The sequence below is a fragment of the Streptomyces sp. AP-93 genome, assembly GCF_022808175.1.
Classification (GTDB): Bacteria; Actinomycetota; Actinomycetes; order Streptomycetales; family Streptomycetaceae; genus Streptomyces.
Window position 1 is genome coordinate 22,518 of record NZ_JALGBX010000038.1, and the last position, 20,104, is coordinate 42,621.

Annotated in this window: 21 protein-coding genes; 12 read left to right on the plus strand and 9 right to left on the minus strand. The window is 70.3% G+C overall.

What is annotated here, in order from left to right:
• Positions 1-48: 48 nt before the first annotated feature.
• The gene (locus MTF69_RS39235; RefSeq protein WP_243341514.1) at positions 49-2,151 is read right to left on the minus strand and encodes an ATP-binding protein; all 2,103 of its coding nucleotides are present in this window, start codon (positions 2,149-2,151) and stop codon (positions 49-51) included.
• A 397-nt stretch (positions 2,152-2,548) separates the two neighbouring features.
• Here MTF69_RS39235 and MTF69_RS39240 point away from each other — a divergent pair, with 397 nt between their 5' ends.
• Both MTF69_RS39240 and MTF69_RS39245 read left to right on the plus strand, forming a co-directional pair.
• The gene (locus MTF69_RS39240; protein ID WP_243341517.1) at positions 2,549-3,334 is read left to right on the plus strand and encodes a ParA family protein; all 786 of its coding nucleotides are present in this window, start codon (positions 2,549-2,551) and stop codon (positions 3,332-3,334) included.
• A complete protein-coding gene (locus MTF69_RS39245) occupies positions 3,334-4,191 on the plus strand; it encodes a hypothetical protein (protein WP_243341518.1) in 858 nt (285 codons plus the stop codon). Before MTF69_RS39240 ends, MTF69_RS39245 begins: the two co-directional genes overlap by 1 nt.
• Positions 4,192-4,269: 78 nt before the next feature.
• On the opposite strand, the gene MTF69_RS39250 is transcribed toward MTF69_RS39245, so the two are convergent.
• Positions 4,270-4,494, minus strand: a complete 225-nt coding sequence (locus MTF69_RS39250) for a DUF397 domain-containing protein (protein ID WP_243341520.1) — start codon at positions 4,492-4,494, stop codon at positions 4,270-4,272.
• Positions 4,491-5,360: a helix-turn-helix transcriptional regulator gene (locus tag MTF69_RS39255; RefSeq protein ID WP_243341521.1), complete on the minus strand. Its 870-nt coding sequence runs from the start codon at positions 5,358-5,360 to the stop codon at positions 4,491-4,493. Before MTF69_RS39255 ends, MTF69_RS39250 begins: the two co-directional genes overlap by 4 nt.
• A gap of 193 nt (positions 5,361-5,553) precedes the next feature.
• On the opposite strand from MTF69_RS39255, the gene MTF69_RS39260 reads away from it, so the two are divergent.
• Together MTF69_RS39260 and MTF69_RS39265 are read left to right on the plus strand one after the other, a co-directional pair.
• Complete coding sequence (locus tag MTF69_RS39260) at positions 5,554-5,976, plus strand: ATP-binding protein (RefSeq protein WP_243341524.1); 423 nt, start codon at positions 5,554-5,556, stop codon at positions 5,974-5,976.
• 95 nt (positions 5,977-6,071) lie between these two features.
• Positions 6,072-6,230 carry a hypothetical protein gene (locus tag MTF69_RS39265; protein ID WP_243341526.1) on the plus strand — a complete coding sequence of 53 codons (159 nt, stop codon included), beginning with the start codon at positions 6,072-6,074 and terminating at the stop codon, positions 6,228-6,230.
• On the opposite strand, the gene murF is transcribed toward MTF69_RS39265, so the two are convergent.
• On the minus strand, positions 6,227-7,627 hold the full coding sequence (gene murF / locus MTF69_RS39270) for a UDP-N-acetylmuramoyl-tripeptide--D-alanyl-D-alanine ligase (RefSeq protein WP_243341527.1): 1,401 nt from the start codon (positions 7,625-7,627) through the stop codon (positions 6,227-6,229). The two genes, MTF69_RS39265 and murF, sit on opposite strands and share 4 nt — an antisense overlap.
• 138 nt (positions 7,628-7,765) lie before the next feature.
• Here murF and MTF69_RS39275 point away from each other — a divergent pair, with 138 nt between their 5' ends.
• The 3 genes from MTF69_RS39275 to MTF69_RS39285 are packed head-to-tail and all read left to right on the plus strand — an operon-like array spanning position 7,766 to position 10,315.
• Positions 7,766-8,722, plus strand: coding sequence for a D-alanine--D-alanine ligase (locus tag MTF69_RS39275; protein ID WP_243341530.1), 957 nt, complete (start codon positions 7,766-7,768; stop codon positions 8,720-8,722).
• On the plus strand, positions 8,719-9,711 hold the full coding sequence (locus tag MTF69_RS39280; protein ID WP_243341532.1) for a threonine/serine dehydratase: 993 nt from the start codon (positions 8,719-8,721) through the stop codon (positions 9,709-9,711). Before MTF69_RS39275 ends, MTF69_RS39280 begins: the two co-directional genes overlap by 4 nt.
• A complete protein-coding gene (locus MTF69_RS39285) occupies positions 9,704-10,315 on the plus strand; it encodes a C39 family peptidase (RefSeq protein WP_243341534.1) in 612 nt (203 codons plus the stop codon). Before MTF69_RS39280 ends, MTF69_RS39285 begins: the two co-directional genes overlap by 8 nt.
• A 96-nt stretch (positions 10,316-10,411) precedes the next feature.
• Here the strand turns inward: MTF69_RS39285 and MTF69_RS39290 are convergent, their stop codons facing one another.
• Positions 10,412-13,111 (minus strand): ATP/GTP-binding protein, encoded by a 2,700-nt coding sequence (locus MTF69_RS39290; protein WP_243341535.1) that lies wholly within the window; start codon positions 13,109-13,111, stop codon positions 10,412-10,414.
• 213 nt (positions 13,112-13,324) lie between these two features.
• Here MTF69_RS39290 and MTF69_RS39295 point away from each other — a divergent pair, with 213 nt between their 5' ends.
• On the plus strand, positions 13,325-13,636 hold the full coding sequence (locus MTF69_RS39295) for a hypothetical protein (RefSeq protein ID WP_243341537.1): 312 nt from the start codon (positions 13,325-13,327) through the stop codon (positions 13,634-13,636).
• On the opposite strand, the gene MTF69_RS39300 is transcribed toward MTF69_RS39295, so the two are convergent.
• The gene (locus MTF69_RS39300; RefSeq protein WP_243341538.1) at positions 13,594-15,438 is read right to left on the minus strand and encodes a zeta toxin family protein; all 1,845 of its coding nucleotides are present in this window, start codon (positions 15,436-15,438) and stop codon (positions 13,594-13,596) included. The genes MTF69_RS39295 and MTF69_RS39300 overlap by 43 nt on opposite strands.
• A gap of 139 nt (positions 15,439-15,577) precedes the next feature.
• A complete protein-coding gene (locus MTF69_RS39305; protein ID WP_243341539.1) occupies positions 15,578-16,108 on the minus strand; it encodes a hypothetical protein in 531 nt (176 codons plus the stop codon).
• A gap of 272 nt (positions 16,109-16,380) precedes the next feature.
• Here MTF69_RS39305 and MTF69_RS39310 point away from each other — a divergent pair, with 272 nt between their 5' ends.
• From MTF69_RS39310 to MTF69_RS39320, 3 genes are all read left to right on the plus strand, one after another.
• Positions 16,381-17,634 (plus strand): IS256 family transposase, encoded by a 1,254-nt coding sequence (locus MTF69_RS39310; RefSeq protein WP_243341540.1) that lies wholly within the window; start codon positions 16,381-16,383, stop codon positions 17,632-17,634.
• Positions 17,631-18,050 carry a VOC family protein gene (locus tag MTF69_RS39315; protein ID WP_243341541.1) on the plus strand — a complete coding sequence of 140 codons (420 nt, stop codon included), beginning with the start codon at positions 17,631-17,633 and terminating at the stop codon, positions 18,048-18,050. The genes MTF69_RS39310 and MTF69_RS39315 overlap by 4 nt, the downstream gene beginning before the upstream one ends.
• 100 nt (positions 18,051-18,150) lie before the next feature.
• A complete protein-coding gene (locus MTF69_RS39320; RefSeq protein ID WP_243341542.1) occupies positions 18,151-18,336 on the plus strand; it encodes a hypothetical protein in 186 nt (61 codons plus the stop codon).
• Between the two features lie 98 nt (positions 18,337-18,434).
• On the opposite strand, the gene MTF69_RS39325 is transcribed toward MTF69_RS39320, so the two are convergent.
• Positions 18,435-18,659: a hypothetical protein gene (locus MTF69_RS39325; protein ID WP_243341543.1), complete on the minus strand. Its 225-nt coding sequence runs from the start codon at positions 18,657-18,659 to the stop codon at positions 18,435-18,437.
• Positions 18,660-19,030: 371 nt separating this feature from the next.
• Between MTF69_RS39325 and MTF69_RS39330 the strand changes: the two genes are divergently transcribed.
• Positions 19,031-19,237 (plus strand): cold-shock protein, encoded by a 207-nt coding sequence (locus MTF69_RS39330; protein ID WP_243341544.1) that lies wholly within the window; start codon positions 19,031-19,033, stop codon positions 19,235-19,237.
• A gap of 300 nt (positions 19,238-19,537) precedes the next feature.
• On the opposite strand, the gene MTF69_RS39335 is transcribed toward MTF69_RS39330, so the two are convergent.
• Positions 19,538-19,981, minus strand: coding sequence for a hypothetical protein (locus MTF69_RS39335; protein WP_243341545.1), 444 nt, complete (start codon positions 19,979-19,981; stop codon positions 19,538-19,540).
• Between the last annotated feature and the right edge of the window lie 123 nt (positions 19,982-20,104).

The following is a 20,104-nucleotide window of genomic DNA, read 5'->3' on the forward strand; positions in this document are numbered from 1 at the left end:
ACCGGGCGAAACCAGAACGGATCGGCCAGAGGAGTTGGCCGGATGACGTCAGGTCGTGAGGTTGACCAGCAGCGGTGCCGCCCGCTCCCCCGTGACGGAGTCGAGTGAGAGGACCGCGTGCCCGGGCGGCACCGCGTGGGCGAGGTCGGAGGCCGACCACCGCTCACGCTCCACCTGCCGCACGGTCACCGCGTCCGTGGTGACGGCCTTTCCGGTGACCAGCTTGCGGAAGGAGTGGATCGCCCGGGTCAGCGGCTGATCGGCGAACACGGTCCGGTGGGTGACGTCGCGGGTCTCCACCCACTCGGTGCCCCAGGCCTCGGCGAACCGCTTCCCGTCCCACGTGGTGACCCCCGCGAACGCCATCCGGCAGCCGACCGCCCCCAGCAGCGGCGTCCGCAGCGCCTCCGGCACCTCGTCCAGGCTCCGAAGCGTGAGCAGCACGCCAGCGTTCGCCGAGCGCAGCCGCTGGACGCCCCGCAGCGTGCCGGGGGTCACCGTGTGCGAGGCGTCGTCGAAGGCGAGGAACGCGAACAGCGAACGGTCCCTGCGGGCCACGGCAGAGGCGTTGAACTGGGCGAGCAGCAGCCGGGCCAGCATCCGCGACGCGTCCGCGTGAGAACGCTCGGGAAGGTCGATCCGGACGCGCAGCGGGTGCTCCAGCGCGGCCATCGAGAACGGCCGCCCGGCCCCCGTGGTGTCGAAGAACGACGCGAAGGCCGGCCGGTCCAGCAACGCCACCCGGTCCGCGAGAACGTGGCCGGGGTCGCCAGAGCCGCCGTGCTGGCGCACCCGGGCATCCAGCTCACGCAGCATCGCCTGCGCCCCGGCCGCCTCCAGCGCCCGCCGGAGCGCGTCGAGCGGCGCCTTCAGCTGCTCCAGGAGCTCCCGCAGCTCGGGCACCGCGGGGAAACGCCCGTACGCCGCGCGGAACGGCCCCAGCAGCTGCGCCAGGGCGGTCGCGGCCCGGCGCACGTCCATGCCGGTGAGGTCGCCGACGAAGGCCTCCGCGAGGAGGGTGGCGGCCTCGTCCGCGTCGTTGGCCCCGCCGTACAGGTCCAGGTCGTAGACGGAGGCCGGGTCGCCGATCCGCACGACCACGTCGAACGCGGCATCCGGCCCGAGCCGGGCGTCCGCCGAGGCCACCGCGACGACCGCGGCCTGCCCCGCCAGGGCCTGCAGGGCGAGCGACTCCACGACCGGGCGCACGAGCCGGCCGGTCTTGCCGGCGCCGGACGGGCCGACCGCGAGCATCGAGGTGCCGAGCACACGCGGGTCGAGGGCGAACCGAGTGCCGCGGCGCGCGTAGGGGGTGCGCACGCCAGAATCGACGGTACCCAGGAGCACCTGACGCTCCAGGAGATCGTGCCGGGCCGCCCGCACGGGAAGGTCCCGAGCGCCAGACGGATGCAGGCAGGCACCGGCGCCCTTGCCGCGCACGGACGCGTCGAAGGGGCCCAGCCGGGTCGAGTCGGTGCGCGCGTTGTCCCATGCCCGGCGGATCCGGACGAAGTCCACGTCGTTCATGCGCCCGTCCCCGGCCTCGCGCACCAGGAGCTCGGCCACCTCACCGAGTCCGGCGGCCCGCAGCTGCGGCCAGGCCGCCACGTCCTCGGACTCCCCGACGGCTGCGGCCGGGACGGGTGCCACGGCGCCGGGGGCGGGGCGCCGTGCGATCCGGCGCAGCAGTTCGGGCCACCGGCCGAGCCGGCCGAACCCGACCACCAAGATGGTGATGACGATGCCGTACCAGATCCACCCGGCCACCACGAAGGGCGTCGTTCCCCGCCAGGAGTCGGGGGTGAACATCAGCAGCGGCCAGATCCAGAAGGTGCCGAGGTAGCCGTTCCATAGCATCGACCACAGCATCAGCCCCGCCACCAGCGAGATCAGCGCTCCGCTGACCAGTTGCCGGGTGGGGGTCACCTCGGGCTCCTCGGCTGCCCGCGGTACGTGCCCGTACCGCCACACCCCGACCTCGGCGGCGGGCCGGGGCACCCGCAGCCAGTCGGCGAGCGTGGGACTGGCGCCCGGCGCGCGGGACGGCGGGGGAACCGACGTACCGCTTGGTGGGGGCGAGGCCGGCCTCGGTGGCGGTCCCGCCGGTCGCGGAACCTGATGCGAAGTGTCGTGAATGCCGTCGGCGTCCATAGCCCCCCTGCCCGTTGCTGTGCAGCCGCTCAATCTAGTGCCGCCTCCCCCGCGTTCGGCTCGCCGTGTGGCGAGAGGGCATCTTCAGGACCATGCCTGGAGGTCAGCTCTTGCGCTGGGCCCACCGCAGCAGCCGCACTCGGATCGGCGGTGCGCCCTCAACCTGGTGAAAGTCGCCTTCGCGGTCGGCGCCACGCCGAGGAGGGAGAGTGTCGCAGCTAGTCCCGGTGCCCAACTCCGCTTCTTTGTATGAGAGGAAGAGCCTGTCCCCGGTGGCTGCTGCGCCCGCCGCCATCTCTGGGCAGACGGCCATACCAGGACACCGGACGATCTTCTGACAAGCTGGCCCAGATCCGAGTAACCGCGACTCAGCGGTGAAACCACGGAAGGGCACCACATGAGCACCACCTTGAGAACCGCCGAGAGCGCTGAGGACACCGGCGACCGGCCCAAGGTCGTCATCGTCATTCAGCAGAAGGGCGGCACCGGCAAGACCACCATCGCCATCAACGTGGCGGCCTGTGCTGGTCGGTCGGCGGTCCTGCCGCAGCAGAAGTCCGACGACGAGGAGCCCCCCTCGCCGGTCGTCGCCACTGGCATCGACGTCCAGGGCAGCATCGAGAAGTGGTGTGCCCGGGTTCGCGAGGCGAAGCTCCCCTTCGACTACCTCGTTACCAAGGGCAAGACCGGCATCCTGCCGCTGATAGTGCAGGACCCCACCCGCCGCAGGATCATCGCGGACACCCCCGGCTTCATGGACGTCGACCCTGACGCCGAGTGGGACGCCGATCCGCTGGGGGACAGCCGTACGGCCGATGCCCTGCGCGAGCTCCTGTCCATCGCCGACCTCGCCCTCGTCCCGATCACGCCGTCCCGGATCACCTGGGACGAGGCCGAGTTCACGATCGAGCGGATCCTCAAGCCCAGGAAGATCCCGTTCCTCGTCGTGATCAACATGCACGACCCGGGCAAGGACAAGTCGGAGAAGCAGCTCGGCAAACTCAAGACGTGGATCGACGAGCGCCAGTACCCGCGCGTCGCTGATCCCATCCGCCGGTACACGATCCATGAGCACGCTCATGAGAACGGCACCCTGGTCACCGAGTACAAGATGTCCGGCACGGCGCTCAACGCCCGAGAGGACTTCATGAAGGTGGCCCTGACGATGGAGCAGATGCTCTGATGGGACAGCAGATCAATCTGCCCGGCGGGCCCCAGGGCCCTGGCAAGCCGCACACCGCGCTTCAGTTGGCCCGCTCAATCGGTGTTCCTCCGGCCCGGGCCGTCACCGACAACCCGAAGCTGATCGCACAAGAGCAGCAGAAGCTCACCGCCTGTGAAGCGGCCCTGGAGAACCTGCGGATCGCCTTTTTCGCGGCCGGCAAGGCGTTGCAGGTGATCCGCGACGCGAAGCTCTACCGGGAGAGCCACACCACGTTCGAGGAATACACGCTGGAGCGGTGGGACATCACACCGCAGTACGCGGGCAAGCTGATCCGCTGTTGGCGCGTCGCCGAGATCGCATTCGAACAGGCGGCGGGAGGTTCGAACGATCTAGAAACTAAAGTTTCTAAAAAGCTCGGTTTCACCCACGCCTGGGAACTCGTCGTCCTGGCCGAGAAGCACAGCGTGGAAGCGGCGGCCGCCCTGTACCTGGCCCTGCTGAATAAGAGCCGCAAGGTGACGGCGGAGCTCGTCGCGGCCGCCGTTGAAGCGATGCCCGATGGTGTCGTGGGACACCCGCGCAAGCTGGAGGCGTTCGTCGAGCGGTTCGTGCAGGACTGGGCGCCCCAGGCGAAGGCTGCGGCCCTGGACCCGGCCAAGGCGGTTCTCGCGCTACGGAAAGCGACGACCACGTTCGGCCCGGACGTGGTGCGGGCCGCGCTGGAACACGATCCCCGAGCGACCCGCCAAGCAGCCCGGGACCTGATCCTGTCGCTGTCGGAGTCGGCGGGCTTGGCCGTCATCGTCGAGGATCTGGACGAGAGTGCCGATGCGGTACCCGGCCCTCGCCTCGTGCAGGAGACCCCCGCCGCCTAGCGGGCGCAACGCACGGCATTGCCCCCTTCACCAGGCATCTGATGAGGGGGGCAACGTCATATCAGGTGAGTAGGGCCGTCACCTTGCCGGTGCGTACTGGGTGTGCGCGATAAAGGCGGCGAACGCAGTCGGGCCGAGTTGGACGATCGGGCCGTCAGGCCTCTTCGAGTCCCGGACGGCGATGCCGTCCTGGCCGACGGTCGCGAGGGGCGCGACCTCCACGCACTGGCTCTCGTTCGCCCCCGAGTAGCTCGACTTCCGCCAGGGCAGTGAGGCCCTGGCGTCCGGGTTGAGCGTCGTCATGCGTTCAGCCTTTCGATGTGGTGCTCCAGCAGGTCCCGGGACTGGTCTGCGGGGAGTGCGGCCTCGGCGGTCTCCTCGAACGCCGCTCGCAGGAACGCGACGTCGCCGGTGTCCTCGCTGTGGCTGCCTCCGGTGGGTGTGTCGATGGAAGCGACCGGCAGCCACGGGTGCCCGAAGTCCAGGATCGTGTACGCGCCGTTGGCGGCGAGCGCCGGGTGGGCCGACAGGGGAAGAACCTGCACCACGACGTTCTCCCGTGCGGACAACTCCAACAGGTGGCGCACCTGGTCCCGCATCACCAGCGGCCCGTCACCGACCTCCGCGTGGAGCGCGGACTCGGGCACCAGCGCGTGAAGGGTGGCCGGAGGAGCGGTCCGCGTCAACACCTGCTGGCGTCCCATCCGCAGCGCCACCAGGAGCTCCATGCGGTCAGGGCCGACGTCTTTGACCGACCGGGCCAGCAGTGCCCGCGCGTAGCCGGGTGCCTGAAGCAGTCCCGGCACGATCACCGGGTGGAGCATGCGGATCTCGACCGCGTCGGCTTCCAGCTCCGTGTAGTCGAGGTAGCTCTGGCCGACCAGGCCGCCGTAGGGGGCCCACCAGCCGGTGCCCGGCGGTATGGCCGCCGCGGCGGCCACGGCTTCCACCGCCTTCTCGTCCGTCACCCCGTACGCGGTCGCGAGCCGCCGTACGTCCTCGGCCGGCACCCGGTAGACCCCGCGCTCAAGGCGGGACAGGCGGGTGAAGTCCACCCCGGCCCGCCCTGCGGCTTCCCGTAGTTGCAGGTCGGCATCCTCGCGCCAGCGCCGCAGTGCGGCCGCAACACGACGCACCTTGACCGTTGTTGTTGCGCGCTTCTGCGTCATGAACGCACCTTCCCACGTCACCGACGTGTGCTCCAGGGGAACAGATTTTCCTGTGGCCACGAATTGGGTGCTCCTTGTTGCGGTCATGGAGCAACAAGGAGCACTCTAGGCGGGCAGTCGGTGAATGCTCATCAGAACCGGCATGCATGATCACGCTCAGTCGTGTCCATCCCCGGCCTGAAAGCCGAAGCCCATGACCCTTGCGCGCCCCATCACCCACGCCACTGGCCTGCCCGCCTACACGGAGACCTTCCCGGCGCTCCCCGAGTCGGTCCGCAAGGCCCGCCGTCTGGTCGTGCTCGCTGTTGCCGCGTGGGGCCTGGGACACCTCGCTGACGACGCCGCCCTGATCGCGTCCGAGTTGGCGACCAACGCCGTACAGCACGCCCGGGTGGCCAGCTTCCGCGTGACCGTCGTCCGCCTGGAACCCGGCCGCGTGCGGATCGCTGTCATAGACACCCGCAAGGGCGCCGTCCCGCAGCCGCACCAGGCCAAGCCGGATGCCGAGCACGGGCGCGGCCTCGCCCTCGTTGCGGCCCTCTCCCACACCACCGGCCAGGACCCCCTCACCTGGGGCAAACGCATGTGGGCCGACATCGAGGACCAGGCCGCCTGAACCGCACCTTTGGCGCCCCTCAGGGGGCGGGGCTCCAGCCGTCCGCTGGTCGGCGGGCGACCGCACTCTTACCTGCTGCAAGGAGATGGAGAACGATGATGTCTGCCCCGCATAGTCTGCCCGGCGCCCGCCCGTACCCGGCGCCCGTCGAGCAGTTCGTCCCACGGCCCCACCGCGAGCGGGGTGTTGGCGAGGTGGCCGGGCTGGGCGCGCTGATCCTGGCGTCCGCGGCCCGGCCCGTGACCTCGGTCTAGCGGACGCCGGCCATGGCGTCGGGCTGGGCCAGGCGCACCGCGGTGTGCTCCAGCCCGACGCTGTGGGAGCCCTTCACCAGGACGATGTCCCCCGGCTCGATCAGGTCGCGGGCGAGCGTCAGGGCGTGGTCCCGGTCGGAGGCGCTGACCACCTGCAGCCGCGGGTTGCTCTCCTGGGCGGCTTCGGCCATTGCCTGGGCGTCGGCGCCGCCGACCGCGATCAGCACGTTGACGCCGGAGGCGGCGACGAGCCGGCCGACCTGTCGGTGCCCGTCGGTGCCGTCGGCGCCGAGCTCCTTCATTTCTCCCAGGACCGAGAGGATCCGCCGTCCGTCGTTCATGGCCTCCAGGGCCGTGAGTGCTGCCTTCATGGAATCGGGGTTCGCGTTGAACGCGTCGTTGATGACCCGCACGCCGTCGTTGCGGTCGGTGACCTCCATGCGTCCCGTCGCCACCAGTACCGCGCGGGACAGCGCGGCCGCTGTCTTCTCCACGTCGGCGCCCAGCCCGATTGAGACGGCGGCCGCGGCCAGCGCGTTGGACACGTGGTGGACGCCGTGGAGGGCCAGCTCGACGCGCGCATCGCTGCCGGCGGCGACGAGGGTGAAGGAGGCCCGGCCCGCCGAGTCGAGCACGACGTCCACCGCGCGTACGTCGGCGTCCGGCCCGGTGCCGAAGGTCAGCACCTGGGCGCGGGTCCGGGAGGCCATGGGGGCGACCAGCGGGTCGTCCGCGTTGAGGATGGCCAGTCCCTTCGCGGGGAGGGCCTCGACGAGCTCGCCCTTGGCCTGGGCGATCTGCTCGCGGCCGCCGAACTCGCCGACGTGCGCGGTCCCCACGTTGAGGACCAGGCCGACCGTGGGCGGAGCGATGCGCGTCAGGTGGGCGATGTGCCCGACCCCGCGGGCTCCCATCTCCAGCACGACGTACCGCACCCCGCGGTCCAGGTGGGTCACGGCCAGCGGCATACCGATCTCGCCGTTGAACGACTTCACCGTGGCGATCGTCGGGCCGAGCTCCGGGAGCACCTGGGCGATCAGGTCCTTAGTGCTGGTCTTGCCCGCCGAGCCGGTCACCCCGATCACCATCGCCTGCGGCACTTCGGCCAACACGGTGCGGGCCAGCGCGGCGAGCGCGTCCAGCACGTCTTCGACGACCAGGGCCGGGACACCGACGGGACGGGTCGCGAGGACGGCCACGGCGCCGGCCTTGACCGCGTCCGCCGCGAAGGCGTGGCCGTCGGCGTGTTCTCCGGGCAGCGCGGCGAACAGACCACCCGGCTCGGCGGCGCGCGAGTCGACGACCGTCGGCGCGGTCACCAGCACGGACGCATCCGGCACGTCGACGAGACGGCCGCCGACGGCGGTGGCGAGGGCTTCCAGCGAAAGGGGGATCACGTGACGCACTCCGAATCGGCAGGGCTCACCCGGCGCGACAGAGGGCCGCCCGGTTCAGTCATTTCGACCGTAGCGCCTACAGGCGCCGGCACAGCCGAGACCGGCCCGTCCCCCTTCCAGGAACAGGAGCACTACCTGATGACGTTCAAGTCCATCGAGTCCGCCCGCATCGCTGTCGTCTCCGGCGGCAGATCCACCGAGCGGGAGCGGTCGCTGATGTCCGGCCGCGCCGCATGGGGGTCTCTCGACCAGCAGGGCTACACCACGAGGTTCCTCGACGCCGCCGACCAGCAGTTCGCCGAAGACGTCCGCGGCGCCGACGTGGTGTTCCTGGCCATCGCCGGGCAGTACGCCGAGGACGGCAAGCTCCAGGGGTTACTGGAGTCGCTGAACATCCCCTACACCGGCTCGGGCGTGACGGCCTCCGCCATCGGCATGCACAAGACCCTCGCCAAGACCGTCGCGGCCGGCGCGGGGGTGGCGGCCCTGCCCACCGTGACCATCCCGGCCCGCGACCGCGAGACGATCACGCAGCACATCAGCGGCACGATCCCGTTCCCGGTGATCCTCAAGCCGCTGTCCGAGGGCGGCTCGATCGGCATGACGGTCTGCCACACCACCACCGAGCTCGCGAGCGCCCTGTGCACGCTCGACCCTGGCGCCGGCTGGTTCGCCGAACCGTTCACTACCGGCACCCCGGTGAGCTGCGGAATCCTTGAGGTCGACGGCTCGCCCATGGCGTTGCCGCCGCTGGCGACGATCCCAACCGGCGCCGAGTTCTACGACTACGACACCAAGCGCGACAAGACCAAGTACCGGTACCAGTGCCCGGCCGACTTCTCCAGCGGCACCCTCGACGCGATCACCACGGCCGCGCTCACCGCGCACGACGCCCTGGGCTGCAAGGGCTACTCCCGCTCCGACTTCATCGTCACCCCCGACGGGCGCCCCCTCTGGCTGGAGATCAACACCCTCCCCGGCCTGTCCCACACCGGGAACCTCGCAACCATGGCCGCCGCAGCCGGCATCGACTACGACCACCTCATCCGGATGATCCTCGCCACCGCCCACACCAGCGAGGGGTACCGGCCATGACCGAGCTGACCGCCCGCGACGTCCAGGACGCCGCCGCCAACCTCGAACCGGTCGCCGCCCGAACCCCGGCCCTCTCCGCCCTCTCCCTCGACCAGGCCGCCGGCTGGCCCGTCGTGTGCAAGGCCGAGAGCCTCCAGCGCACCGGCTCCTTCAAGTTCCGCGGCGCCTACCACCACGCCTCCTCCCTCCCCGCGAAGGAACGCGCCCGCGGCCTGATCGGCGCATCGTCCGGGAACCACGCCCAGGCCCTGGCCCTCACCGGCCGGCTCCTGGAAGTACCGGCCACGGTCGTCATCCCCGCCGACGCCCCGGCCCCGAAGGTTGAAGGTGTCCGCGCGCTCGGCGGCCGCGTTGTCACCTACCGCCGCGGCTCCGAGGACCGCGACGCCCTTGTGGCCGACATCGCCGCCCAGGGCGATCTAGCCGTCGTCCCCTCGGCGAACTCCCGGCACATCATGGCCGGGGCCGGGACCGTAGCCCTTGAGCTGCTGGCCGAGCACCCTGAGATCGAGACCCTCGTCGTTCCGGTCGGCGGCGGCGGACTGGCCGCCGGATCCGCCACGATCGCCAAGCACCTCCACCCCGGCATCAAGGTCATCGGCGTTGAACCCGAGGAAGGGGCCGACACCCTCCTGTCGATGCGCTGCGGCCAGCGCATCGCACTGCCCGAGGCCCCCGTCACCATCGCCGACGGACTCGGCCACAGCAGCCCCTCCCCGCTGACCTGGGCCGTGAACTCCAAGCTCCTCGATACGGTGGTGACCGTGACCGACCAGGACATCACCACCGCCATGGCGTTCGCGTTCCGGCACCTGAAGCTCGTCGTCGAACCCAGTGGCGCCTGCGCCCTCGCCGCCGTCCTCAGCGGCCAGATCCCCCACCAGTCGGGGACGATCGGGGTGGTGATCTCCGGCGGCGGCGTGGACCTGCCCACCTTCCAGCGGCTGATCGACCATCCCGCCCACCGGAAGGACCGCGTCCATGTCTGAACTGCAGTTCCCCACCGTCACGCAGTACGCCAGCCCGGACCTGATCACCGCGATCGCCTACGAGGGCCACGACCGCGGAGACGATCCCCGCTGGGCCGAGTCCGGCGCCCCCGACCTCGACACCTACCGCCGATGGTGCGGCCACATGTGCGGCATCGCCTGCCTGCGCATGGCCATCCTCGCCCGCCACGGCGACGCACCCACCCTGTTCGAACTCCTCGACGGCGCCCGCAAGTACGGCGCCTACACCGAGGACCCGGACACCGGATCGATCCGCGGCCTGATCTACGCGCCGTTCGCCCAGTACGTCGCAGACGCCCACCACCGGGTCGACGCTGAGGTGCACCCGTCCCTGACGGTGCCCGACCTCCTGGCCCTGCTCGACTCCGGACGGCTCGTGATGACCTCCGTCCACAAGGAGATCCGCCGTCCCGAAAACCCGGCCCCCGGCAAGGGCGGGCACCTCGTCCTCGTCACCGGCCATCACGGCGACACGCTGTACTTCCGCAACCCCTCCGGCCACACCGAACAGGCCCGCACCGCGACCCTGCCCGTGGCCGAGTTCGCCGAGTTCTTCGCAGGCCGGGGAGTATCCCTGACCTGATACTCCGCAACGCGCTGCAACATCGCTGGGGGCGCGTCGCACACGCCCCCAGCGGTGCCCTCCAGCGGTGCGGAACGGGGGTGTGGTGGTGCGCCGTCACCTGGTTTCGCGTAGGTGCGCTTGCCGGGTGGCGACCAGGGTGCGCCAGCGCTGCTGAACGGTTTGCTCGTCCTCAAGCCACCGTACGGGCGAGGCGGGCTGGGGGAGGTCGCCGAAGGCGGCGGCGATGTGGGCGCAGTAGGTGTAGCCGCCGGTAGTGGTCGACTCGTTCAGCCGGTGGACGGTGGTGGCCAGGTCGTGGTGGTTGCCGAGGACGGCGTGATGGAAGGCGAGGGCGACGTCCAGGGTGGGGCCCAGCCAGGTGAGTCCGGCGACGGTGAGTTCGGTGCGCAGGGTCTGGGCGCGGTCGGTGACGTCGGGGGAGCCGGCGTCGCGGATGAGGGCTGCGATGTGGGTGATCAGGGTGGTGGCGCGCTGGGCGAGGCCGTCCAGGAGCTGGGTGGCCAGTGTGATCTCGTCGTCGGCGCGGGCGGGGTCGGTGAAGGCGACGGCGAGGGTGAGGCGGGCCTGGGAGATGGCCTGTTCTCCGGCATTGCCGTGCTGTTCGGCCTGCTGCCGGGCCCTCTCGCAGGCGGTGATGGCACGGTCGAGGTCCGCGTGGGCCCACCAGATGTCGCCCAAGACGCGCTGCTCGCGGCCTTCGAAGCCCAGGCCGTCGGCGGCGGCGAGCGCGGTGGGGAAGTCTCCGTCGATGCGGGCGGCGTCGGCGAGGCCGCGACGGGCGCGAAGGGCGAGCCGGCCGCCGCCGGCCGCGACCTGCGCCATGCCCTGGCGGGAGACCTCGTTGCGACCGATGTCCCGGTTGGCCTTGGCCCGGTAGTACTCGGCCATCTCGGCGAGTTCACCGGGGAGCAGGCCGGTGGCGAGGACGGTGGTAAGGCGTTCCACGGTGAGTTCGCGGTGTTCGCGCTGGCGGCGGGCAAGGGCGGTCAGCAGCTCGGCCAGCGCGCCAGCCGGGGTGTCCAGTGGCGTGTTGGAGCCCTGGCCGATGGTGGCCGTGTCGGTCTGGGTGGGGGCGGGCGGGGCGAGCGGTTCCCAGACGGCATCGCTGTCGTACGCGATGGCGGCCTGGGTGAGCCACAGAAGGTCGGTGAGCCGGTGGTCCCGAGCCAGACGAAGGCCTTGGCGCAGGCAGGCGACGAGCAGGGTGCGGCCGCTGGCGGCGGTGGGGGTGCTCTGCCATTGGTCTCCGAGCGCGGCGAGGGCTCGTTCGGCGGCGCGCTGCCAGTCGGTGTGGGTCCAGCCGTCGTCGGTGTGGTCGTCGGCGGTCTGCAGCGCGGAGCGGATCGCGCCGTGGAGGTGGTAGGGCCAGATCGCGTAGGGGTCCTCGGTCACCATGGGCCGCTCGGTGAGCCGCCGGGCCGGTGCCTGGTGGGCCATGCCCGCGGAACGGGTGGCCAGTTCCAGATCGAAGGCGTCCAGCAGGGACACGCTGCGCAGGACGTGCCGTTCCTCGGTAGTGAGGTCGGAGAGAGTGCGCGCGATCAGGGCGGGGAAGGTGTGGTCGAAGTCGCCGGGGGCGGGGACGAGGCCGGTGCGCCTGATCTCCAGGAAGCGGGCGACGGCCAGGTCCAGGTGGAGCGGCAGGCCGTGCGAACGCTCGCCGATCACGGCACGGATGGCCGGGCCGATCAGGGGCTGTCCGTCGTGGCTGAGGCGGCGGGCAAGGTAGGTGTCGCAATCCTCGGGAGAGAAGTCGCCGATAAGGACCTGACGCCCCTGCCCGGGAGCGGGCCGAGCAGCGCGGGCGGCCGGGATACCGGTGGCGGGCAGGTTCAGGCCCGGCCACGCGCTGGCGCCCGTGTAGTCGAGCTGGCCTTGCAGGCCCTCATCGGCCCACTGCAAGCGTGAGCGGCCGGTGATGACGAAGAAGGCGTTCGGCATCAGCCACACCACCCGCTGGATGAGCCGCTCCAGGTCGCGGTGGGTGCGGTCCCCGACGTCCTCGAAGGTGTCCAGCAGGATGACCGGCACCCGCCGTCGGTCCGCAGGTAGTTGGGCGAGCTCCCAGGCCAGCAGGTGCGGGTAGAAGGACAACGCCTCTAGACTCGGCTCGGCCTCCAACAGCCCTTGCAGCCGGGCGCAGCCGGCCAGCGCCCTAACGGTCTGCCGGTGCTCGCGCAGCGCCTTCGTAAGGGAGCTGGTCAGCTGGCCGATGGCAGACCCGACGGTGCCGGGCAGCAGCAGCGTCTGGGCGACATCGGCGAGCGCGGACTGGACCTGCTGCCCCATGCCCTTGCCGAACCGGGCGGCAAGGCCACCGCGGCGCAGGTACTCCTCCAGGCTCTCGCCGGGGTGCTGGGCATCCCAGTAGCGGCGCAGCGCGATGTCGAAGGCGGGCAGCGGGCGCCCCAACTCGGCCAGGGCGGCGCGGATCGTGAGCACCAAGTCCTCGAACGAGGTACCGATGGAACGGGAGAGATCGATCCGTACGGGCAGGATTCGTTCCCGGGGCCAGGCGGGCTCGCCCCACTGCACCGGGCGCTGGGCGGCGCTGGCGAGCGCGGCCTCCAACTTCCGAGACAGGGTCGTCTTGCCAACGCCGCCGACCCCGTGGAGGACGATCACATTCCGACGGGGGGCTTCGAGATCCTCGACATTGAAGGCTTCGCTGGCCACGTACCGCAGGTGTTCCTGGAGCGCCGCGGAGACCAGTTCCCACTGGCGTTGGCGGTTGGTGAACGCCTCGGTGGCGTTGACGGGGTCGTTGGAGCTGAACAGCGCACGAAGATCCATGGGCCCCCCAAGGTCGATCATGAGGGCGTCAACCTATGCCGCCCGGCCCCCGCAAGGCAGCCACCCACCACACACAGACTCATATCAGCCGGGGACCGGCCGGTTCTCGGCCATCGCGTGGCACCCAGGCTCCGCGGCCCCGCCTTGCCGGGGCGCGCGACGGTCACCGACAATGATCCATTTGCCCCTACTCCAGAGCCCGAGGCGGTTGGCGTGAACGACAACGAACAGGCATCTCCTTCCCCGGACGCATCCCGGCACGGCCTTGCCGGGCAGAGCGCCGGCGCCGACTACGAGACCGCGCTCGAGACGGTGGGACAAGTGATCACTTGGTACACCGAGCGGATCCTGGCAGAACGCCGCTCGGACAGGCCGGACGAGCAGCTCCTGGAGCAGATGATGTCCCGCCGCCAGGCGTGCGTTGACGACCAGGAGAGGCTGGAGGACGCCGGCGCCGAGGAGACCGCCCGGATCGCGGCCGCCTACGACGCCCTGCTCGATGAACTGGAGTCGGCCGGACCCTGACAGCCGCCCGGACCGGATCGCACGGGCAGGGGCAGAGCAGCCGGGACGGCTCCCTGAGCCAGACTGTGCGGCCGCAGGTGCACCGGCATCAGCGGCGCGGCCAGACGGCTGATAGCCCCCAGCTCGTCCCGGTGCTGGGGCAGCACGCTCCGCAGCCGGCGCTGTACGGCGAAGAACCGGGACGCCTCCTCGGCGCCGTAGGGGCGCAACTGCTCATCGGCCAGGGCCTGGGCAGCGCCGTACGGCAGCAGCCCGCCGACGCGCTCGCCGCGGTGGACTGCGTGGCCGTCCGCGCGCATCACCACCACCGAGTCCACCGCCCCGCTCTCCTCCGCGGCCGCCACCACCTGACCAAGAACGGCGAGGCAGTCGTCGTGACGGTCGGCACGGACCAGAGGGGCGGGCCTGCTCCCGTGCCGGCTCACCTCCGCGTAGCGGGCGAGACCGGCCTGCCGGGAGTCCGCGGCGCGTACCGCCAGGACCGCCAGTTCCACGCGGTATCCCGCCTGCCGGTACAGGGCCGCGCCGGCGAGGAACTCGCCCACGGTGTCCGGGGCGGTCTCGATGACCACGTTGCCCCGCCGCGCGCGGACGTCGGCCTCGGCCCGGGCCTGCCAGGCGCGGTAGTCGCCGCGGATCCGTAGCTCGGCGGTGTACGGCTCTGTCCGCAGCAGCTGCCGGTAGTCCGGGTGCGCCTCCATGAACCGGGCAGCGCTGATTCGCAGGGCCCGCCCGGTCAGCGCCTGGCGGACCAGCCGGGCAGCGCGGGTCTTGCCGGCCCCCGGCTGCCCCATCACGTACACAGCAACCGGCCGTTCCCGCGACTCGAAGCACAGGGACGGCGCGATCAGCTCGTCGTAGATCCACCGGTGCTCCTCAGCGGAAAGCCGGTGATAGTCGACCCCGGGCAACTCCCGCCGCGGCTGCGCCACGCGCCTGACCGGCTCGGCCAGGGCGGCGGCGCGCTCGGCATCCCGCTGCACGGCCAGCCCCCAGTCCTCGGGCACGTGCCCGCCCGGCGCGGTGCGGTGGGCACGCCGGTCAGCTTCAGCCAGCCGCCGGCGGAACAGCCCGGTCTCCACAGCACTCCACGGGCGCGCCCGCTCCGCAACGACCGCCTGCCCCGCCCCCGCCGGACCGTGCTCGCTGGAGACCGCGCCGCTGTCGTACAGGGCCGGCCCCACCGCCGCATTCCGCCCCACCACGACCACACGGTCCGCCAGACGCTCGGCCTCGCAGGCCTCCAGGGAGGCCACCAGGCCTGCCGCGCACCGGTCGTGGTTCTCCCACGACACGTACCGGGCCCGCCCAGCCACGGCCAGCCGCAAGTACCGGTCCAGCACACCGAGCTGGCTCACCGCCTCCGGCACGGCCAGGGCGACGACCTCGATCCTGTAGCCGGCCTGCCGGTACGCAGCAGCTGACCCGCGGAACACCTCGGGATCGGCCAGGGGAGTCTCCACCACTACGTCGCACCGCAGCGCCCGTGCCTGCGCCTCGACTTCGGCCTGCCACCAGTACGTCTGCGGCCGCACCCTGACCCCGGCGGTACGCACGTCCTCCTCGAGGAAGGTCCGGTAGTGGGGGTGGACGGCCTTGTACTCGTCGTGGTCCACCCGCACCGCACCGCCCCGCTGGCCCAGTGCCGCGTGCACCAGGTCCGCCACGAGCGACTTGCCGCTGCCCGGCTGTCCAGCGACGAACACCACCACAGGCTGCCGCTGGGGCACCGCGCCCTGCACGGCGCCCGGGAGCACGGTCGCCGTCAGGACCGACTGGCTCCAGTCACCGGCCAGGTCCACGGCTGACTGCAGGTCTGGTAATGGCGCCTGGGGCTGGGATGACGAGCTCACGTACTCCTCCACGGACAGATCACGGTGCGGGCTGAGGCATGTGCAAGATCACGTGGCCGGGTCTGGCCAGGCAGGAGGCGCACACGCTCTACTCGGGCTGGGTTCCGGCCGGACAGCGCTCGTCGAACCAGGTGAGGAACTCGGTGACGGAACCGATCCGGGCGATCCGTTCGTGGATGGCCCGCTGGTCGTGACCGGCGATGAAATGGCTGGCCCCCGAGACGGCCTCACCGCAACCGCATCCGCACACGCGGCCGTCGAAGTGGGGGTCGTAGTGGTACTTGATCGGGTTCCTCAGGCCGACGACCGGAGATGGCTTATCGACGTAGTGCTGCCAGACGGGGTGCTTCTCGGTGAGAACCTCCCCCTCGATCACCCGCCGGCCGTCCGGGTCCCGCTGGTCCACGCCGTTCGAGGCGCGGATCCGGTGGATCTCCACCGCGGCCTTCACGAATCCGTCCACGGTGAACAGGACATAGTGCTCGCGGTCGGCGGCCACACCCAGGACCCAGCGGCCCCGGTTGACCTCGTAGATCTCCTGCTCGCTCATGCCCGGCGCGTAACCGACCCAGGTGCGGCCCATGGGGCAGGGCAACTCCGCTTCCGTGAGGATGCGCATATCCGTCAAGGTGATGTGCAGCACGAGTACCCATCCATCCCGGGATTCTTGTGTATCCCGGGATGGAATGTATATGTCCTGAGTGGAAACCCGCAAGGCCCGGGATCGTTGGGTATTGCGGCCGGTAGTCCAAGAGCGCGAGAAGGCGAGAGCAATGCTCAAGACCTGTGGATCGGGCTCGGGTTGGCATGCGAAGGGCGTACCTTCCCGAATGATCCTGTGATGGTCATCGAGTAGGCCGACGTTGGCGCGTCGGTCGGGAAGGCACGCCCGTGCTCACGGTAGTCAACGAAGACGGCACGACGCCACATGGCTCTCTGATTGACGAGATCGTCCGCGAGGGCGCGAGGCGGATGCTGGCCGCCGCCCTGGAAGCAGAAGTCAACGCCTACATATCCGAGTTGGCCGATGAGCGGGACGATTCCGGCCGCCGTCTGGTCGTGCGCAACGGCTTCCATCAGCCGCGGAAGGTGACGACCGCGGCCGGGGCGATCGAAGTGAAGGCCCCGCGGGTCAACGACAAGCGCGTCGACGAGGCCACCGGCGAACGCAAGCGGTTCTCCTCGGCGATCCTGCCGCCCTGGGCCCGTAAATCCCCGAAGATCAGCGAGGTGCTGCCGCTGCTCTACTTGCACGGCCTGTCGTCCGGTGACTTCGTGCCCGCGCTGGAGCAGTTCCTCGGCTCCTCCGCCGGCCTCTCACCCGCGACGATCACGCGGCTGACCGCGCAGTGGCAGTCCGACCACAAGGCGTTCATGGACCGCGATCTGTCCGCCACGGACTACGTCTACGTCTGGGCCGATGGCGTTCACCTGCGCATACGTCTGGAGGAGGCGAAGGCCGCCGTCCTGGTCATGGTCGGCGTGCGGGCCGACGGCACCAAGGAACTGATCGCGATGACCGACGGCTACCGCGAGTCGTCCGAGGCCTGGGCGGGACTGATGCGGGACTGTGCCCGCCGGGGCATGCGGGCCCCGGTCCTGGCAGTCGGCGACGGGGCGCTCGGCTTCTGGAACGCGTTGAACGAGGTGTTCCCCCAGACCCGCCACCAGCGGTGCTGGGTGCACAAGACCGCGAACGTCCTCGACGCGCTGCCGAAGTCGGCCCAGCCCGCGGCCAAGCGCGCGATCCAGGAGATCTACAACGCCGAGGACAAGGAGCGTGCGGCCAAGGCCGTCGCCGCGTTCGCCAAGCAGTACGGTGCGAAATACCCCAAGGTCGTCAAGCGGATCACCGACGACGAGGAAGAACTGCTGGCGTTCTTCGACTTCCCCGCCGAGCACTGGATCCACCTGCGGACCACGAACCCGATCGAGTCGACCTTCGCCACCGTCCGGCTACGCACCAAGGTCACCAAGGGTGCCGGCAGCCGGGCCGCCGCCCTCGCCATGGTCTTCAAGCTCATCGAGTCAGCCCAGGAACGCTGGCGGGCCGTGAACGCACCCCACCTCGTCGCCCTGGTCCGGGCCGGCGCTTGCTTCGAACGCGGCCACCTCGTCGAACGCCCCGAGGCGATGGCGGCATGAACCGGCCCACCAGCGGCATGTTGCACCACGTCGAGCTGTGGGTGCCGGACCTCGACCGCGCGGTCGCCTCTCTCGGCTGGCTCCTGGAGGCACTGGGCCACACCCTCTTCCAGAGCTGGAACAGCGGACGCAGCTGGCGGCTCGGGCCGACCTACCTGGTCCTCGAGCAGTCCCCCGCCCTCACCGCCGACCGGCACGACCGCTGCCGGCCAGGGCTAAACCACCTGGCCTTTCACGTCGAAGACGACACCGCGGTCGACCAGCTGGCCACCGACGCGGCACGGCACGGCTGGCATCTGATGTTCCCCGATCGGCATCCGCACGCCGGCGGCGCCCAGCACTATGCCGCCTACCTGGAGAACGACGACGGCTTCGAGATCGAACTCGTCGCGATCAACCCATCACAACGAAACTGAGATCAACCGATCCACAGGTCTTGACGATTACTCAGAAGGCGAGGCAGGTGTCGTCTGCCACGAGAACGTCAGTCGTTGCCACAAGAAGTGTCAGTCCCTGGTGTTCGTCAACACCCTCATGCTTCAAGTGGCCCTGGCCGAACCCGAGTGGTCCGACCTGCTCACCCGGGCCGACCAGCGCGGCCTGCCCCCGCTGTTCTGGGAACGCGTACGGCCCTACGGCGAGGTGAAACTGGACATGGGCGCCCGGCTTCGGATCGGCGGCACTGACCTGGGCGGCCTCTGAAGCCACCCACCAGGTGGGGCAGGGGCGCCGACCTGCCCCACCTGACCGCGGAACTACCCGCACCGCGATCCGCTGTACCGCGGGTTTCGAAGAGGCGATCAGGCCAGCTGGTAAACGGCCTGACCGGGATCCGGCCTCACGATCAGGCCGTCATCGGCGAGCGCGCGCAGGTGCCCGCGGGCTGCTTTGCCCGCGGCCTCGTCACTTGTCTGCTCGTACCCGGCGACACGCAGAGCCAGTACGGCGCGTTGCGTGTCCCAGATGCCGTCCAACGCCTGGATCACTGCGGCCAGCGCCTGCTTGGGCGGCAGCTTCTCAGTCATCTCATTCTCCTTTTCGGTATGCGCCACGGCGCGGTGTCTGCCGTGGCTTTGTAGGCGAGAGTTGACTCCAGTCGTAGGTGAGTTCTGACTCCGCTGGATCTGCTGGGAAATCGAGTGGAGATATCCAGTTCGGTGTTGCCCAGTGGGCAGCCCGGATGCCCGTGCTGCACGTACGGGCCTGGGTCCTTTGCACGGCCGGATCTTGGGGCGATAACATGATCGCCAGAAGCAGTCGTGGTTCCGAGCCGCTGCTCGCCCGTGATCGCGGTCACGGGCGTCTCACTGTCCGGGACTGCAGTCGGGCGATGCCGGTCGGGTACGGCGGTCGCATAGTGCGGGCGCCAGCGGCTGCGCACGTCAAGGAGAACAGTATGGCTACGGGCATCGTGAAGTGGTTCAACGCCGAGAAGGGCTTCGGTTTCATCGAGCAGGACGGTGGCGGCGATGACGTCTTCGCCCACTTCTCCAACATCGCCACCGAGGGCTTCCGCGAGCTCAACGAGGGCCAGAAGGTCCAGTTCGACGTCACCCAGGGCCTCAAGGGCCCGCAGGCGGAGAACATCCGCCCGATGCTCTGAACCGCCCACACCCCCGGCGCCCCGCAGGCGGCCCTCAGGCGCCGGCGGGGCACCGCCACGTTCATTCATGACGGTCCGGTTCTCGTACAGTTGCCGCCGCAGGTAGCGGAGCCAGAACCCACCTACAAATGGAGCCGGTTGTCACCTACGAAGCCACTGCCGGGTTCTGCGACGAGCGTTCCCCAGTGTGAGTGGTTGCGGTGCAGGGAAGTAGCGCCGAGATTGATCAACGTCGTCGATGGGGGATTCGGCGTTGGCGTGGCCTTCGGACCGACGACACTGCGGTTGGCTGTAGTGAGGTCAGCGGTCGCGGTTCCACCAGTCCACGGTTTCCATCGCCAGCACCTTCTTCTCCAGGGCTATGGCTGTCTCGCGGTTGTCGGTGGTGGCCCAGCAGACATGGAGGTCCGCCCACGCCAGCGCGGCCTTGCCCCAGCCGGTTGCTCGCATCGGTTTGCCGGTCTCGACCTCCGCCAACCTCTCCCGCAGCCAGACGGGATCCGCCAGGGCTCGGTCGAAGACCGCTTCGCCGAGTCCGGAGGCCAGCGCCTTGCCGCTGGTGTAGCGCCGCAACCGGCCGTTCAGCCCTTTGCCTTGGCGTTCCCCGGCCATGCCGACGTACACCACTGGGCCGCTCGTCCCCCGCCGGGCGAGGTAGACGCCCGGGGACGTCGGTGCTTCGGCGGCGGCCAGCGGAACCCAGTCCGACCAACTGGCCACAGCCAGCACTTCCCGACTGATCATCAGATCCCCCCTTCGAATGGTGCTGGCCTGAGTGTCGCCGATGGCTCTGACACCCCTCCCGCTGGGCCGAGACCCGACCTCGGAGTCGTTGGTGCCTCGATGCCGTGCGTGCTCTGGACGGCT

What these genes read in the sequence shown, in the direction of transcription:
- MTF69_RS39235 (WP_243341514.1), bottom strand. Translation starts at nt 2,151, where the DNA reads ATGGACGCCGACGGCATTCACGACACTTCGCATCAGGTTCCGCGACCG.
- MTF69_RS39240 (WP_243341517.1), top strand. Translation starts at nt 2,549, where the DNA reads ATGAGCACCACCTTGAGAACCGCCGAGAGCGCTGAGGACACCGGCGAC.
- MTF69_RS39245 (WP_243341518.1), top strand. Translation starts at nt 3,334, where the DNA reads ATGGGACAGCAGATCAATCTGCCCGGCGGGCCCCAGGGCCCTGGCAAG.
- MTF69_RS39250 (WP_243341520.1), bottom strand. Translation starts at nt 4,494, where the DNA reads ATGACGACGCTCAACCCGGACGCCAGGGCCTCACTGCCCTGGCGGAAG.
- MTF69_RS39255 (WP_243341521.1), bottom strand. Translation starts at nt 5,360, where the DNA reads ATGACGCAGAAGCGCGCAACAACAACGGTCAAGGTGCGTCGTGTTGCG.
- MTF69_RS39260 (WP_243341524.1), top strand. Translation starts at nt 5,554, where the DNA reads ATGACCCTTGCGCGCCCCATCACCCACGCCACTGGCCTGCCCGCCTAC.
- MTF69_RS39265 (WP_243341526.1), top strand. Translation starts at nt 6,072, where the DNA reads ATGATGTCTGCCCCGCATAGTCTGCCCGGCGCCCGCCCGTACCCGGCG.
- MTF69_RS39275 (WP_243341530.1), top strand. Translation starts at nt 7,766, where the DNA reads ATGACGTTCAAGTCCATCGAGTCCGCCCGCATCGCTGTCGTCTCCGGC.
- MTF69_RS39280 (WP_243341532.1), top strand. Translation starts at nt 8,719, where the DNA reads ATGACCGAGCTGACCGCCCGCGACGTCCAGGACGCCGCCGCCAACCTC.
- MTF69_RS39285 (WP_243341534.1), top strand. Translation starts at nt 9,704, where the DNA reads ATGTCTGAACTGCAGTTCCCCACCGTCACGCAGTACGCCAGCCCGGAC.
- MTF69_RS39290 (WP_243341535.1), bottom strand. Translation starts at nt 13,111, where the DNA reads ATGGATCTTCGTGCGCTGTTCAGCTCCAACGACCCCGTCAACGCCACC.
- MTF69_RS39305 (WP_243341539.1), bottom strand. Translation starts at nt 16,108, where the DNA reads ATGCGCATCCTCACGGAAGCGGAGTTGCCCTGCCCCATGGGCCGCACC.
- MTF69_RS39315 (WP_243341541.1), top strand. Translation starts at nt 17,631, where the DNA reads ATGAACCGGCCCACCAGCGGCATGTTGCACCACGTCGAGCTGTGGGTG.
- MTF69_RS39325 (WP_243341543.1), bottom strand. Translation starts at nt 18,659, where the DNA reads ATGACTGAGAAGCTGCCGCCCAAGCAGGCGCTGGCCGCAGTGATCCAG.
- MTF69_RS39330 (WP_243341544.1), top strand. Translation starts at nt 19,031, where the DNA reads ATGGCTACGGGCATCGTGAAGTGGTTCAACGCCGAGAAGGGCTTCGGT.
- MTF69_RS39335 (WP_243341545.1), bottom strand. Translation starts at nt 19,981, where the DNA reads ATGATCAGTCGGGAAGTGCTGGCTGTGGCCAGTTGGTCGGACTGGGTT.